Source organism: Thalassotalea montiporae (assembly GCF_053485855.1).
On sequence record NZ_JBQRUO010000004.1, the window covers coordinates 92,545 to 107,158 of the forward strand.

At 40.9% G+C, this 14,614-nt stretch carries 14 protein-coding genes and 1 tRNA gene; 6 read left to right on the plus strand and 9 right to left on the minus strand.

Annotated features, from left to right (window positions below):
* Nucleotides 1–95 precede the first annotated feature (95 nt).
* From ACSLUR_RS13245 to ACSLUR_RS13260, 4 genes are all read right to left on the minus strand, one after another.
* Entirely contained in the window at nucleotides 96–1,124 is a 1,029-nt protein-coding gene (locus tag ACSLUR_RS13245; RefSeq protein ID WP_448555276.1) for a phosphotransferase family protein, read from the minus strand.
* Nucleotides 1,125–1,165: 41 nt separating this feature from the next.
* The gene (locus tag ACSLUR_RS13250; RefSeq protein ID WP_448555278.1) at nucleotides 1,166–2,377 is read right to left on the minus strand and encodes an acyl-CoA dehydrogenase family protein; all 1,212 of its coding nucleotides are present in this window, start codon (nucleotides 2,375–2,377) and stop codon (nucleotides 1,166–1,168) included.
* 117 nt (nucleotides 2,378–2,494) lie between these two features.
* Nucleotides 2,495–3,262 carry an SDR family oxidoreductase gene (locus ACSLUR_RS13255; RefSeq protein WP_448555280.1) on the minus strand — a complete coding sequence of 256 codons (768 nt, stop codon included), beginning with the start codon at nucleotides 3,260–3,262 and terminating at the stop codon, nucleotides 2,495–2,497.
* Between the two features lie 120 nt (nucleotides 3,263–3,382).
* The gene (locus tag ACSLUR_RS13260; protein WP_448555282.1) at nucleotides 3,383–4,087 is read right to left on the minus strand and encodes a histidine phosphatase family protein; all 705 of its coding nucleotides are present in this window, start codon (nucleotides 4,085–4,087) and stop codon (nucleotides 3,383–3,385) included.
* A 177-nt stretch (nucleotides 4,088–4,264) separates the two neighbouring features.
* Between ACSLUR_RS13260 and ACSLUR_RS13265 the strand changes: the two genes are divergently transcribed.
* Together ACSLUR_RS13265 and ACSLUR_RS13270 are read left to right on the plus strand one after the other, a co-directional pair.
* Nucleotides 4,265–5,164 carry a LysR family transcriptional regulator gene (locus ACSLUR_RS13265; protein WP_116013474.1) on the plus strand — a complete coding sequence of 300 codons (900 nt, stop codon included), beginning with the start codon at nucleotides 4,265–4,267 and terminating at the stop codon, nucleotides 5,162–5,164.
* 52 nt (nucleotides 5,165–5,216) lie between these two features.
* On the plus strand, nucleotides 5,217–5,564 hold the full coding sequence (locus tag ACSLUR_RS13270; protein WP_448555285.1) for a hypothetical protein: 348 nt from the start codon (nucleotides 5,217–5,219) through the stop codon (nucleotides 5,562–5,564).
* 54 nt (nucleotides 5,565–5,618) lie between these two features.
* On the opposite strand, the gene ACSLUR_RS13275 is transcribed toward ACSLUR_RS13270, so the two are convergent.
* From ACSLUR_RS13275 to ACSLUR_RS13290, 4 genes are all read right to left on the minus strand, one after another.
* Nucleotides 5,619–6,569: a trypsin-like serine protease gene (locus ACSLUR_RS13275; RefSeq protein ID WP_448555287.1), complete on the minus strand. Its 951-nt coding sequence runs from the start codon at nucleotides 6,567–6,569 to the stop codon at nucleotides 5,619–5,621.
* A 381-nt stretch (nucleotides 6,570–6,950) separates the two neighbouring features.
* Nucleotides 6,951–7,027 (minus strand) — tRNA-Pro (locus tag ACSLUR_RS13280).
* Between the two features lie 119 nt (nucleotides 7,028–7,146).
* Nucleotides 7,147–8,823 carry a DUF3413 domain-containing protein gene (locus tag ACSLUR_RS13285; protein WP_448555289.1) on the minus strand — a complete coding sequence of 559 codons (1,677 nt, stop codon included), beginning with the start codon at nucleotides 8,821–8,823 and terminating at the stop codon, nucleotides 7,147–7,149.
* A gap of 24 nt (nucleotides 8,824–8,847) precedes the next feature.
* Nucleotides 8,848–9,072 carry a YejL family protein gene (locus ACSLUR_RS13290; RefSeq protein ID WP_116000248.1) on the minus strand — a complete coding sequence of 75 codons (225 nt, stop codon included), beginning with the start codon at nucleotides 9,070–9,072 and terminating at the stop codon, nucleotides 8,848–8,850.
* A 183-nt stretch (nucleotides 9,073–9,255) separates the two neighbouring features.
* Here ACSLUR_RS13290 and yejK point away from each other — a divergent pair, with 183 nt between their 5' ends.
* The 4 genes from yejK (at nucleotide 9,256) to ACSLUR_RS13310 (ending at nucleotide 13,130) form a co-directional block, all read left to right on the plus strand.
* Entirely contained in the window at nucleotides 9,256–10,296 is a 1,041-nt protein-coding gene (gene yejK / locus ACSLUR_RS13295) for a nucleoid-associated protein YejK (RefSeq protein WP_448555291.1), read from the plus strand.
* Between the two features lie 63 nt (nucleotides 10,297–10,359).
* Nucleotides 10,360–11,391 (plus strand): dihydroorotase, encoded by a 1,032-nt coding sequence (gene pyrC / locus ACSLUR_RS13300; protein ID WP_448555293.1) that lies wholly within the window; start codon nucleotides 10,360–10,362, stop codon nucleotides 11,389–11,391.
* Between the two features lie 31 nt (nucleotides 11,392–11,422).
* Nucleotides 11,423–12,304, plus strand: coding sequence for a 6-carboxytetrahydropterin synthase (locus tag ACSLUR_RS13305; protein WP_448555295.1), 882 nt, complete (start codon nucleotides 11,423–11,425; stop codon nucleotides 12,302–12,304).
* Nucleotides 12,297–13,130 (plus strand): M23 family metallopeptidase, encoded by an 834-nt coding sequence (locus tag ACSLUR_RS13310; RefSeq protein WP_448555297.1) that lies wholly within the window; start codon nucleotides 12,297–12,299, stop codon nucleotides 13,128–13,130. The genes ACSLUR_RS13305 and ACSLUR_RS13310 overlap by 8 nt, the downstream gene beginning before the upstream one ends.
* A 163-nt stretch (nucleotides 13,131–13,293) precedes the next feature.
* Here ACSLUR_RS13310 and ACSLUR_RS13315 read toward each other — a convergent pair whose 3' ends face one another.
* Nucleotides 13,294–14,568, minus strand: coding sequence for a tyrosine-type recombinase/integrase (locus ACSLUR_RS13315; protein WP_448555299.1), 1,275 nt, complete (start codon nucleotides 14,566–14,568; stop codon nucleotides 13,294–13,296).
* Nucleotides 14,569–14,614: the final 46 nt, after the last annotated feature.

The following is a 14,614-nucleotide window of genomic DNA, read 5'->3' on the forward strand; positions in this document are numbered from 1 at the left end:
TGCTCCTTGTGCTGTTCCTGTTGTATTTTTGTTTAGTTTTTTATTGTGACTTTCGTTTTTTCTGAGCTTTATGTTTGTTGTGCTTTTATTTCTTGCTATTCACGGGTTACACCAAGCGCCATTTGTGCGAGTGGTTTAACATAAGCCCCGAGCTTCATGGCATTTTTATTGGAGGCATTACCCAAGGTTGCACGCTTTGCTACGCCTTGCACTATGGCAGCAAGACGAAAGAAGCTGAACGCCAAATAAAATGGCCAATGTTCGATATTGGAAATATTCATGCGTCGGCAGTAACGCGCTACATATTCTTGCTCGCTTGGAATACCTAAACTAGCGCGATTAACATTCGCGAGGCCGTCAACACTGCCCATACCACCCGGTAATCTGAGCTGCATGCATTGATAGGCGAGATCAGCAAAAGGGTGCCCTAAGGTAGATAATTCCCAATCAAGTACGGCCAGTATGCTGGAAGAATTAGGCGCAAACATCATGTTGTCGAGGCGATAGTCACCATGAACCAGCGCAACGCGTCCATCATCAGCAGGTAAATGCTGAGCTAGCCAATCGTAGAGCATGTCCATTTCTTCAATACGCTCTAATTCTGTTGCGCGGTATTGCTCTATCCAACGTGAAAGTTGGCGTTCAAAGTAATTACCTGGCTTGCCGTAGTCGCCTAGGCCAATGTCATTCACATTAACGCTATGAATTGCAGCCAGAGTTTTGTTCATTGCATCATAGATACCAGCACGCTGTTCGTTGCTAGTAACGTTTTTAAGAGATGCATCCCAATAAATATCACCTTCAACAAACTCCATTAAATAGAACATTTCGCCCAGCACGCTAGTGTCGGTGCATAAATGATAAGGCTTGGCGACGGGGACATCAGTACCATATAACGCACTAATTACTCTAAATTCACGATCGACCGCATGTGCTGATTTTAATAACTTACCCGGTGGCTGCTTGCGCAATACATAAGATTTTTCTGATGTAGTGACTTTAAACGTTGGGTTTGATTGACCACCGTCGAATTTTTCTAGCGTAATTGAGCCGCTAAAATCACTTAACTGACTCGCTAAGTATTCTGACAACACGTGCTCGTTTAATTGATCAACTTCCTTCATGTGTTTTCCTGCTCGTTGACAAAAATTCAGTTGAAATTACGTTATAACGCATGCTTTGCGGCAAGGTTTCGACCTAATTGCATCATATGAACTTGGTCTGGACCATCTGCCAGTCTAAGCGTGCGTTGGCCAGCGTACATATGGGCTAAGAAAGTATCTTGCGAAACACCTTGCGCGCCGTGAATTTGAATGGCACGGTCGAGTACATCAAGTGCCATATTGGGAGCAACAATTTTGATCATCGCGATTAAATCTTGTGCAGCTTTGTTGCCCGCTAGATCCATTTTTTGTGCGGCTTTTAAGGTTAACAAACGAGCTTGTTCAACTTGGCAAGCAGACGTTGCAATATCTTCTCGAATCGATTGCAATTTACTCATCGGTTGACCAAAAACCGTGCGCTCATTAACGCGTTTGCACATCATATCTAAGGCTCGCTGTGCCGCGCCGACTGAGCGCATACAGTGATGAATTCGACCTGGCCCTAAACGGCCTTGAGCGATTTCAAAACCTCGGCCTTCACCGGCAATGATGTTGTCTGCAGGCACGCGTACCTTATCGAAAATCACTTCCGCGTGGCCTTCGGGCGCATCGTTGTAGCCAAATACTTTCATTGGCCTAACCACAGTAACGCCAGGTGTGTTCATTGGCACTAATATTTGCGACTGTTGAACATAACGGTTGTCATTAGTTGGGTCTGTTTTGCCCATAACAATCATGATTTGGCATTGTTGACGGCAAGCACCACTGATATAGAACTTTTTACCAGTAATGACATAATCATCGCCATCACGCTCGATAAGGGTTTCAATATTAGTGGCATCGGAAGAGGCGACATCTGGCTCAGTCATGGCAAACGCTGAGCGAATTTCACCGGCAAGTAAAGGCACTAGCCAACGTTTTTTCTGCGCTTCACTACCGTATTTGGCGAGCACTTCCATATTGCCGGTATCTGGTGCAGCGCAGTTAAATACTTCAGGTGCCCATGCAACTTTCCCCATTTCTTCTGCCAATGGAGCGTATTCGAGATTAGTTAAACCCGCGCTGTATTCACCATAGTTAAGTGGTAAAAATAAATTCCACAAGCCTTGTGCTTTGGCTTTGGCCTTAAGTTCTTCCATTAGCGGCGGCGTAGACCATTGATGCTCTGCGATTTGCTTGTTCATTGAATCTTCATTCGGGTAAACAAACTCATCCATAAAGGCACGAAGTTGATTGAGTAAGCCTTCTACTTTTTCTGAGTATTCAAAATTCATTGTCTTATCCTTTTAACTAAGCCGAGCGTTTGCGTTTGTTGCTACTTGGCTTAGCTTTTGTTCATTGAGTCTTTCGAGAAATCCCTTAAGCCAATTACTTCCTAACCGATCAAGCTCTTAGCCGATTAAGTAACCGCCATCAACATTGATAGCTGCGCCTGTGGTGTAGCTGGCAGCATCTGAGACTAAGTACAACACAGTGCCGGCCATTTCGTCAGGTTCGGCAACGCGGCGCATCGGCACATGTGCCATCGCTTGCTCCAAAATTTTCGGATTTTTCACTAATGTTGCTGCGAACTTGGTGTCAGTTGCGCCAGGTAGTAGGGCATTAACGCGAATATTGAAAGTGGCACACTCTTTGGCAAAGGCCTTTGTCATGGAAATAACCGCTGCTTTAGTAATTGAATAGATACCTTGGAAATCACCTGGCACTACACCATTAATTGACGCGACGTTTACAATTGCGCCACCGCCATTTTTTTTCATTAGTTGCGCGCCTTTGGTTGACATAAAGAAGTAACCACGGATATTCACGTCAACCGTTTTTTGATAGGCACCTAGATCAGTTTCTAAAATATGGCCAAAGTAAGGATTAGCAGCGGCGTTGTTAACTAGAATATCTAACTTGCCGTGCTGCTCGGTAATTGCAGTGAACAATTGCTCAATTTGCTCCATATCACCAATATGACACGGGATAGCTTGAGCACTGCCACCTTCGCTAGTGATTTTTTCGACAACAGCTTCACAACCGTCTATTTTTCGGCTTGATACGATGACATGAGCACCATAAGCGGCAAGCGTTTTGGCAATGCTTTCACCAATGCCGCGACTAGCGCCAGTCACAAGTGCGACTTTTCCTGATAGGTCAAATAAGTTGTTGTTCATTTTATATCCCTTAATTTTGCTTAATTGGGTTTTACTATTTTTTGAATAAATTTGGTTGTATGAGTTTAGTTATATTAATTTTGTTGAATAAATTTAGTTGTAAGTTCATTTATCTTGCTATCAGCGGTGCGTAGACCAACTTGCACCTACCTGTTCAAGGTGTTGATAGTTATTAAAGTAATCTAATGAAATTCGTTCACCAGAGAACACTATTTTGGTCACGCTAGTGTTTCTGATTTGTCTCATTAGCGTTAAACAATGTTGATCAGATAGTGCTAATAATTGTTGAACTATTGCTGCGATAATACCGCCAGAGGTAAAGGCTACGATTGTGTGGTGTTCAGCTTTTCGCGCTTGAATCATCAGTTGTAGAGCAGTGCTTGCTCTTTGTTTGAATACGCCCCAAGATTCTTGGTAGTTGCTGGTACTGCCAGCCTGTGCCCATTTAGTGAAAGCATCATCGAACACTTGCTTTAAATTGTTCTTGGCATCAGGTAACGACGAAAAATAATCGACAAGATCTTGATAGCTTTGCCATTGTTTTTCGCTTTGCATCAATATATCAACATGGTCAAACTCGTTAAGCGCTGCTAATTGGTGGTTGGTAACTTCTTGGTGCGCGGTATTTCTGTATGCCTTATTAAATGCTTCATAGGTCTGATGGTGACGGCACAATTCTCCAGTAAAGACTAAATCCGGAGCTGGCATGGTTTGCCATGCCTTACCTAACATTAAACCTTGCTGATGACCCTTGGGCGATAAACGATCATACTCAGGCTCACCAAATGAAGCTTGTCCGTGTCTGATTAAATAAAGTGAAGCCATGTATTTCTTATGTATGTATTTAGTCGCTATAAAATCATCTTAAAAAGCCTACATAAATAAAACAAATGAATATTAGTAATCTTATTATATTCGTGTTAAGAATAAATAAAGCGTTAGTCATTACTGTGCCAAAGTTACATCAACGTTAGACATTGCAAAGTGATATGAGGATTTACGATGAAAATGGATTTAAATTTGTTTGTGGTATTTGAAGCCATCTACTGTGAAGGGAATATCAGTAAAGCGGCTTCAGCCTTAAACCTTTCGCAACCAGCGGTTAGTCATTCGTTGGCAAAATTGAGAGCACAATTTGATGATAAGCTCTTTATTCGACAGGGCAATCAAATGAAGCCAACAGCGCTTGCAAAAAATGTTATTGGCGATGTCAGAGAAGCACTTCATCAACTGCAAAGCAGTGTGTATCAAGCGCAGAAATTTGAACCTTCAACATCTCGCAAATATTGCACAGTATCATTACATGGCTCGTTAGAAGCTTCATATTTACCGCTATTTGCTGAGCAACTGCTAACAGAATCGCCAAATATGAACTTTACCAGTAAAAGAGTGAGGCGAAGTGAACTCGAAAACAAGTTAGCGAGTGGTGATATTGATATTGCCATTGATATTTTGTTGCCTGTTAGTAGCAATGTCGTGCACCAACAGTTAACCAAAGATAAATTAGTGGTAGTGGCGAGGCAAAACCATCCAATTTTTACTGGTAAGTTGGACTTGCAAAGGTATTTAAGTCAAACGCATGTCGTTGCTTCTACACGTACTTCTGGCCCAAGCTTGGAAGACTACGAATTGGGGCGACTTGGCATACAGCGAAAAGTCGCATTAAGGTGCCAACATTTGTTATCGGCGTGTCGAGTTATCGCAAACAATGACATGTTGCTAACCATACCTGAGAAATCGGCCAAAATGTACCGTGAACTTTTACCCATTAGTATCGCGCCACTGCCAATTGAATTGCCACCGTTGGACGTACATATCTATTGGCATAGCAATGTTGACCAAGATCCTGCAAATACCTGGTTACGCAACAAAGTAATCGCTGCGCAGCAGCCTAATAGTTAAACATTATGTTCTGATGAACATTAAAAATAACGCAGCTGAGTAAGATATCCCGATGAGAATAGCAATAAGAGCCCTTTTAGCAACTAGCTTTTATATAGCAGTGTTTTCAAGCTACGCAGTTCAATTTACGCAAGGTGCAGAAAACTTAGTTCAAAGACAAGAATTCATCACAATCTATTTAGATGTGCTAGTTAATAAAAACGGTGATGTAATAGAAGCTAAACTAGCCTCAGGGCAAAAAGAGCAGGGGATATTTACACAGTTTGCTCTGAAAAAAGTGAGGGAACTTAAGTTTTCAAACAAATCAAAAGATGGAAAAGCCGCCCCTTATTGGTTACGTAACTATCCATATCAAGCGGGTAACATAAGAGCTCTTAATGTAAAAAATATGAAAGAATAAAGACAATAAAAAACCGGAATTTAAGCCGGTTTTATATACTAGGTAAATTAATCGTTAATTTTTCTGTCGAATACGAGATAAACCGAACAGTGATAAAGCTAACAACATAACGGTATTAGGTTCAGGAATTGCTAAGCTCTGCTGAGTACGACCTATCCAATCTACAAAAGAGCTCACTCGAGTTGAACCTGAAAAGTCTCCATATGTATCATCGGTAGCGGCATCGATAGAGGCACCAAAAGAGTGAACACCAGCAACAAACCACTGACCATTCTCTTCTAAAAAGTAACCGCCACCGCTATCACCACCACCGATAATGTATTCTAAATCAAGTGCTGTACCTGAGACTCTTCCAAATGCTGCAATTGGATTCTCAAGATATTCCTGATCTTGCAATAATAACGGGCTTAGCGTCGGGTCAATGCCAAGGGGAGCGTCAAAATCATTCCACAAGATGCGATCATGGCCTTCTCCTGCGAGATTAAACTCATCAATTTCATTTAAACCGGCTCTCTTGTTACCAGGTGGAAGTACAGAGCCTGTTAAGCCATCGCCCGACGCACCAAATCCAACATGCGTACCTACTTGGCCAATCTCAGAATTACCTGTGTATAAGTTTGCTGCAGTAACATTGTTAACAATTGAATCAAGCTTAAGCAAGGCAATATCCCAACCGTCAAAAAGTGAACCAAGTGGGTCCCAATTTTGATGAACTCTCCAGCGCTCGCCGTTGTAGCGATTACCACCAACATCAAATGTTACGTCTGATGTTTGCGAATCATCTAAACAGTGTGCGGCGGTTAACACAAACTGGTCAGAAATTAATGTTCCAGAGCAGATAAAACTCCCCTGACTATTGTTAAAAAACATGCGACCTACAGGGTCAAACTGTGCATTCTGCGCTAAATCAAGGTAGGCTTGCTCGTTTACATCATGGCGTATTACCCCTGCCATCGATTGGCTAGTTATAAAGGCCGCGGTGAGTCCTATTATTATTTTTTTCAAGCTTTAATCTCCTGCATAACTTGTATTTTAGACACTAATCAATACCAAACTTTGAACTAGTGTTAATATAGTGTTAAGCAAATGTTAAGCCTAGAATGTAATAAGTTATAAAAACAATGAGTTAACCTTTAAAAATTTGTTGTAACAAGAACTGCAGTTTATTAAATGTAAATTTAATCGACACTTTAAGCTGGTGAAGTACGTTGAACATACTGAATTATCGCCACTTTATTGTCACAAATATCTGGTTATAAACGATATGTTATTAGGAGTGGTTGAGACCTGATTTTAATGTCAGTTTTAAGTGATGGAGTAGGAATAATAATGGCTATTTGATTTTTTTGCCGATTTTTTTTGATTTTTTATAGCGTGATGTAGAAATGGTCGGGATAGCAGGACTTGAACCTGCGACCTCACGTCCCCCAGACGCACGCGCTACCAGACTGCGCTATATCCCGATTATTTGGTATGTATTTCTTGATTAGAATCGCAAGAAACAGGCTGTATATTAACGATAATATGGACTTTTGCAATCACAAAAGTCCATATTTCTTGTTATCTCGGTTCAACCGATGATTTATTGAACGTTTTGAATCTGTTGATGATTTTCACTAAAACGTTTGATGAAGTGGACGCCATCAATCATTAGTGGAAAATCTGACGGCACCGAAATCGGCGCGGCTAATTGACGCGAATAACTTTGGAAGTTGCCATTTTGATCAATTAATACTGATTTATCCTTGTTAAACACGACCATGCCATTTTCAGTGGTATTGGCTATGACGCGATCGCCTCTTAACTTAAACACATTTTTGCCGCCGGTCAGCTGCTCAGAATGCTCTTGGCAGCTTAACCAGTTCGTTAGTAATGTAGGCGCGATATCCATTTGACTCGTTAAGCGTGAGATTTGCTGCTTACGCTTTTCAGGCCATAAAATTAACGCTGGCTTTATCGATAACATCTCTTGCTCAGAAGCATTACCCAGTGAACTGATAATAATGTTGTCTTGCTGGGCTTTTTGCTTTTGTGCAAGTAGCAGGGCATCAATAAACAACTCAAGCTGGTAAGTACCTTCTTGATCAAAGTAGATAAAATGTAGGCCTTGCGAAAATTCTGCTAACTCTTCTGGAAAAATAAGAGAAGCAATATTATCTCGCTCATTAACACTATCAAAATGCTCAGCAAACCAAGGCATCATCGGTGATGCCTGTTCAGTGATTAGCGTTAAACTGGTTGTCAAGTTGTGCTGCTTTATCGCTTGTAACAGCACAGATTCGGCCATTTCCTGCTTGATTGATGGCTGATAAATGGTTGGTAAACCATAAACTAAGTTAAACCATGCATTATCAAAGGTTGCGTTATCGATATGGTGAGAAAGCTTGATACTCGTTGCAGTAGAACGTTGGCTAAACTGACTAATTTGCTGCTCAGACAAGGTTGCCTTACTCAGTATTACAAAAGTTGATTGCTGGTTATCAATCGCCTGACATTGGCCAATATTTGGGTATTTTGGCATTGGTTGATTAAAGGCTAACGGGCTAGTTTTACGCGCTATATAGTCGCCTTCATTAAACATTCCGTATTTGGTTAGCAATGTTTTAGCTGTGGTTGGGTAGGAAAGCGGTAAAGTGGTATCTTGCTTTAATACATCATATTCAAGGTTAGCGTCGGCCCAAATATGCATCATATGGCTAGTAAAAAAGGCAACGATTAAGCCAAATACAACAAACTTAGCAAATACTGTGCGTTGTAATTTGCTTAAGTGCTTCCATGCGTAATTGCTGACAGTTAATTGAAATGTCAGTATGACTAAGGTCAAAACTAGGCTAATAAACCAAAAAGTGCGTCTATCATCCTGTATTTCTTGTCCTATTAAATCAATGATTTGCCCAATTGAAGACGCATTTATATGGTAACCCAAGCGGTTATAAACAAAGGCGTCGAGCAGTAATAGCAGCAACATTGCAGTAAAAATAATCGACGCTGCAGCTCTGATAAATCGGGTTTTAGGAATAAGTAAGGTAAGGGGGAAGACTAGCAAGACAAAGGTCATAAAGGTTAAAAACGCCATATGACTGAGCCAAGTGCTGACCAAGTAAACTTGGCCAGCCAAGGTTTGTGGCGCCGCTTCATTAACCACATAAACCGTGGCGAGCAATATCGCCGCAATGATATTAAAAAAGGTAAACCAATGCCCCCAGCTAATTAAATGTAATAGCTTCTTGCTGTAGGTTTTCGATTCAAACGACACCATAACGTTTTGTAACTCTTGTTCTTCTTATTTAGTTGTAGTGTTAACCGATTGGCTTAGCGCTTTAGTGAAATTTTCAACTACGGCTTGTCGTTGTTTTTCAGGCACTTGTTGCGTTAGTACTTCGGTTACTACATTACCTAAACACATTAGCGACAAATCTGCACCTGCTTTTTCTTCAATTAAGACATTTAATAGGTTGTCGATAATTTTTTCTACACGTTCGTTGGAATACTTAGATACAATAGGCATAATTTTTTACTTAAATACATTTTACTTAGCGACTTTACTTAACAGCATACTATCAGCTTGCTAAAGCTTGTCAGCTTATAAAGCCGATGTTTTTAGGTTTAGTTAAATCACTAGATAAGATTGAAAGGTGATAAGCGCCATAGTTTATCAAAAGCCTTATCAATATCATACTGACCAGCAATTATGAGTTTAATAATTTCCAATATCGCGCTGCATTTTCTTTCAAAACAAGCTGAAACTGGCGAAGTGCAGATTCGCTACGGCGCAGAATCATTAGCAATTAGTAATAAAATTCAAAGCTTTATGGAATCACTCCATAATATTTACAATAAAAAAGGCAATAAAGGTTACGGCCATTTTTCATCAATGCCAGCAGAAGGCGATGAAGCGCGCTTTGTTGATATCATGGAAAGTTACTTAAGCGATGTACAAGATTTCAACAGCTTTAGCCAACAAGCCACTAACTTATTGAAAAATGAACTGACTAAGTATGACTTAGCCGAAACTGGCTACTTAGTGCTTAGCCATTACGAGCACATGGGCGGTCGCTACTTAATAGCCGCTATAATTCCTATTTCTGAGCATTATTCAGTGGATAGCGAATTAAACATATCTGCCGACCAACATTTAGATACCGACAAACTGCAACTAGCAGCGCGTATTGATTTGTTTGATTATCAGCAAAATCCGTCAGGCGATCGCTATGTCACCTTTATTCGCGGTCGTGCTGGTCGTAAAGTATCAGACTTCTTTTTAGACTTTTTAGGCTGTGAAGAAGGTTTAAATGCCAAAGCGCAAACCCAAGCACTGGTTGAAGCTGTTGAAGATTATGTTGCCGTTAATCAGTTAGACGCAGATGAAAAGCAACAAACACGTAAAGAACTGCTTAGCTACTGCAAAGAGCAAAAAGAATCGTCACAAGACGTACAAATTAAAGAAATTGATAAAATCGTTTCTAACGGTGATGGTGGCGATAGTTTTTACGAGTTCTGCAAAACTCAAGACTATCAAATTGAAGAGTCTTTCCCGCACGATCAAGCAGTAGTGAACAAGGTGACCAAATATTCAGGCTTCGGTAATGGTATTAGTGTTAGCTTTGAGCGTAGTCACTTTGGACAAGATGTCGTGTATAATCAAGCCAATGACAGCTTAACGATTTATAAAGTCCCACCTAATTTAAAAGATCAATTATTGAAGTTACTTAATGATCAAAACGATCAGTAAAGTTGGCAGTAACCATGCCTAATACTTATTTCCAATAATTATCGATAAACGAAAGGATAACCAATGACAAGTTTAACTATTACTCGACCAGATGATTGGCATGTACACTTGCGCGATGGCGAAGTGCTGCCTAACACAGTGACTGATATTAGCCGCTACTTTGGTCGAGCGATTGTCATGCCTAACTTGGTGCCGCCAGTCACCAATGCTGCGCTTGCACAAGAATATTATGATCGCATTATGGCAGCTCAGCCGCGTGAAGGCTTTAAGCCATTAATGGTACTTTATTTAACTGACAACACCACACCGCAAGATATTATTGATGCGAAAAACAGCGGCTTAGTAGTTGCGTGCAAGTTATACCCAGCAGGTGCGACAACGAATTCAGCATCTGGCGTAACAGATGTTGCTAACATCAAAGACGTATTAGCGGAAATGGAACGTCAAGGCATCTTACTGTTAGTACATGGTGAAGTAACCACGCACGATGTTGACATTTTTGACCGTGAAGCTGAATTTATCGAGACCATCTTAACGCCGCTTGTTGCTGCACATCCCAACCTAAAAATCGTGCTAGAACACATTACCACTAAGCAAGCGGTTGAATTTGTTAAAGCAGCAGGTGATAACGTTGGTGCCACTATTACCGCGCATCACTTACTTTATAACCGCAACCATATGCTAGTTGGTGGTATTCGCCCACATTTTTTCTGTTTACCGATTTTAAAACGTAATATTCACCAACAAGCTTTAGTAGAAGCAGCCACCAGTGGCAATAAGAAGTTTTTCTTAGGTACAGACTCTGCGCCACATGCCAAACACGCAAAAGAAAGTGCCTGTGGCTGTGCCGGTTCTTACACCGCACATGCTGCAATTGAGCTTTATGCCGAAGTATTCGAGCAAGAGAATGCGTTAGACCAACTAGAAGCATTCGCCAGTTTAAATGGCCCGACTTTCTATGGTTTGCCGGTTAACAGCGATACCATCACGCTTGAAAAAGCTGCATGGGATGTACCAGAGACAATGGCATTTGGCTCAGATGTTGTGGTACCGATTAAAGCGGGTGAACAAATGACTTGGCAGGTAAAAGGTTAAACGCTGCTCGTTTAACCTGAGGAAAAACTGAATGCAATTATTTGTTAACGACTTAACGGTTATTGATTTTTCATACCTGTGCGAGCAACGCGGCATTGTGGGTGAGAGCTGGGTTGTCGATGTGTTGCTCGATGGCGACTTAAACGAAATGAGCATGGTGCTCGATTTTGGTGTCGTGAAAAAACAAATCAAAGCCATCATCGATGATGCGGTTGACCATAAATTACTGCTGCCAACAGGCTCTAAGAAGTTACGCGTTACTGATTCGCATGTTCGTGAAGGCCACGAATTTGTTGACTTTACCTCAAACCGAGCCAGTTACTTCTTACAATCGCCAATCTGTGCGTTTGCTAAACTAGACTGCCAAGCAATTACCATCGAAGCGGTTACTGAACACTTGATTGAAGTAATTCAAAAGCAGCTACCGGATAATGTAAAAGGTCTTTCCATCAACTTAAGACCGGAAGTCATTCCAAGCGATTTTTATCACTATACTCACGGCCTTAAAAAGCATGATGGTAACTGTCAACGCATAGCACACGGCCACCGCTCAAAAATTAATTTGTTCAAAAATGACCAAGCAGATACTGAGTTAGAGGCCTACTGGTGTGAACGTTGGCGCGACATTTACTTAGCCTCGATTGAAGATAAAGTAACCGAAGAAGAAATTGAATTATCTGTGTTTGCGCGTGACAATTTACAACCCGATCACCAATACTTTGCCTATATGGCCCCTCAAGGTCGTTTTGATATCGCGGTACAAGCGCATGTACTGGAAGTGGTTGATTGTGATTCAACAGTTGAGCTATTAGCCGACTATATTGGTCGCCAACTAAAAACACAACATCCAAATGACACTATTAGAGTGGTTGCATATGAAGGTGTCGGTAAAGGAGCTATCGCCAGTGTTTAAATTGTTCAGCGGTTCAAAATCTTTTTCTTTGTTACTTACAACGAGCTTGGTTAGCTTATCGGCTCAAGCAAAATTAACGTTGTCAGGCGAAGTGATTCAAGGCGGCTTAATTGTTGGCCAAGCGACACCTGGGGCTATGGTGAAGCTAAACGATAAAATGCTTAAAGTGAGTGAACAAGGTGAATTCGCTTTTGGCTTTGGCCGAGATGATAAAACAAGTTATCAATTAATAGTAACCAATCCTGATGGCACTAATGAGCAAAAAACACTAACCCCAAAAACGCGTGAGTACAAAATTCAGCGGATTAACGGTATTAAAAAAAGCATTATGAAGCCCAACCCGAAAGCTGTTGCACGAGCTAAGAAAGACAGTGCACAGGTTAGAGCGGCGAGGGCAACGGATAGTGATTTAACCTATTTTGCTGATGGTTTTGTTGCGCCAATTAAAGGCATAGTGACGGGGGTTTATGGTAGCCAACGATTTTATAATGGCGAGCCAAGAACACCACATTACGGTTTAGATTATGCTGGTGACAAAGGAGATCCCGTTAAAGCTCCTGCTGACGGTGTTGTTACCTTAACTGTCCCCGATATGTTTTACTCAGGTGGCACTATGATTATTGATCATGGCCACGGCGTATCATCGACCTTTTTACACTTAAGCGATAGCTATGTAAAAGTTGGTGATAAAGTAAAACAAGGTGATGTAGTAGCCGCAGTAGGTTCAACCGGAAGGTCAACTGGCCCGCATTTAGACTGGCGAATAAACTGGTTTAATGTTCGCCTTGACCCAGCGTTAGCGCTAAAGATCCAAACGAATAATTAAGCGAATAATAAAGAGCTCAGTGCAAGATTAAAAATCGTTTTTAAAAACCTTGTTTCAAAGCAGTTACTTTTAAATAGTAACTGCTTTATTTTTAACCAAGTGCATATAGATAAACAGTAGGGGGCTTACTTGTCTTTGAAGGGATTTTAAAGGAATTAAGTTATTAATTAACCTTACGTTTTTTACCACTTGCTGCACGTTGTTTGTTTTCGGTTTGCACATAAACGGTATCGGTTGTCGCCATACTGGCGTGGCCTAAGTCTTCAGAAACATCTTTAAGTTCGCGGCCTCGTTCAATTTCCATACTAGCACCTGTATGCCTTAACCAGTGAGTTGTGGCTTCTTTTAATCGCATTGCTTTATTTTCACCTTCATATTGGCGCATTTTATCGTAAGCTTGATCAAATACAGCTTGTACAATGCGGCGTAAATGTCGAGCTGTCATACCGCCTTGACCACGAATTTTCTCAACCAGTACTGTATTTTCATTACTCGATGGTAAACCATAAAGCCCACGCGATAAGCGATATCGCTCAAGAAATGGTAAGAAATCAACAGGCACGGTAACATCTCTAAGCTTTCTACCTTTACCAAAAACTTTTAGCCACCAGTTATCATCATCGTCTAGCCAAAAATGTCCCATAATGGGTGACCAAGTAGCACGCTCTGACAACTCAGAAATACGCAAAAACAAGGTTTTCAAAGCAGCAATCACAAATAAGTTCCGTTCATAAACTGCATCTTCATCAGCCATTTCAACAGCAACATCAAGTACATATTGCCATTGCGCGCTGCTTAAGCGATTAACTTCTTTAACTTGTACGTCAGTAATAAAGTGGCGGCAGTCTTTTTTGGCAATTTGTGCAGGATTACCTAAACAAAACTCTTCACTCATTAGGTAGTTGTAGAAAACAATAATACCTGTGAACATTGATGTGAGAGTTTGCTGTGAAGGACGGTATTTCTTTTTAAGCTGATTAATGTCAAGCGTCTGAGCATTTGCGGTTAGTTTGCTTAATTGGCTTTTTGAAAGTTGTACTTTAAATGGTGCCCAATGTTCATTAGCTGAAGAATAACCGGCAGCTACTTTAAAACGTTCTTGGTTAGATGTACCAATCCAATTAATTGGCGGCTGCCAACAAAAGTCTGCGTATTCAAGAATGTCAGCTTTGCGCAATTGATCAATCGGTGTTTGTTTTTCTAGAAACGACCAAAGTAAGAAACGTTCAACTTCATTTCTAAATCTGTCGTATGTATGTGGAGATTTATTTCTGCCAATATATTCAAGATAAGCTTTTCCCCAATTGAATTGTTCAAGCCACCAAGCCGGTTGTTCGTCAAAGAAGGCGTTAAGCTCTGGATAGTCTTCAAAATCAAACTCGATCAGATCGAAGTATGTTGGATATAAAGGCACAGGGTTGGTTTTAGATACAGCCATATATAAGGTTATTAAAAACAAATAATTAGTATGATTATCACAATGA

Bases quoted from the DNA above. Each gene is read 5' to 3' on its own strand.
- ACSLUR_RS13245 (WP_448555276.1), bottom strand. From the start codon at position 1,124: ATGAAGGAAGTTGATCAATTAAACGAGCACGTGTTGTCAGAATACTTA.
- ACSLUR_RS13250 (WP_448555278.1), bottom strand. From the start codon at position 2,377: ATGAATTTTGAATACTCAGAAAAAGTAGAAGGCTTACTCAATCAACTT.
- ACSLUR_RS13255 (WP_448555280.1), bottom strand. From the start codon at position 3,262: ATGAACAACAACTTATTTGACCTATCAGGAAAAGTCGCACTTGTGACT.
- ACSLUR_RS13260 (WP_448555282.1), bottom strand. From the start codon at position 4,087: ATGGCTTCACTTTATTTAATCAGACACGGACAAGCTTCATTTGGTGAG.
- ACSLUR_RS13265 (WP_116013474.1), top strand. From the start codon at position 4,265: ATGAAAATGGATTTAAATTTGTTTGTGGTATTTGAAGCCATCTACTGT.
- ACSLUR_RS13270 (WP_448555285.1), top strand. From the start codon at position 5,217: ATGAGAATAGCAATAAGAGCCCTTTTAGCAACTAGCTTTTATATAGCA.
- ACSLUR_RS13285 (WP_448555289.1), bottom strand. From the start codon at position 8,823: ATGGTGTCGTTTGAATCGAAAACCTACAGCAAGAAGCTATTACATTTA.
- ACSLUR_RS13290 (WP_116000248.1), bottom strand. From the start codon at position 9,072: ATGCCTATTGTATCTAAGTATTCCAACGAACGTGTAGAAAAAATTATC.
- yejK (WP_448555291.1), top strand. From the start codon at position 9,256: ATGAGTTTAATAATTTCCAATATCGCGCTGCATTTTCTTTCAAAACAA.
- pyrC (WP_448555293.1), top strand. From the start codon at position 10,360: ATGACAAGTTTAACTATTACTCGACCAGATGATTGGCATGTACACTTG.
- ACSLUR_RS13305 (WP_448555295.1), top strand. From the start codon at position 11,423: ATGCAATTATTTGTTAACGACTTAACGGTTATTGATTTTTCATACCTG.
- ACSLUR_RS13315 (WP_448555299.1), bottom strand. From the start codon at position 14,568: ATGGCTGTATCTAAAACCAACCCTGTGCCTTTATATCCAACATACTTC.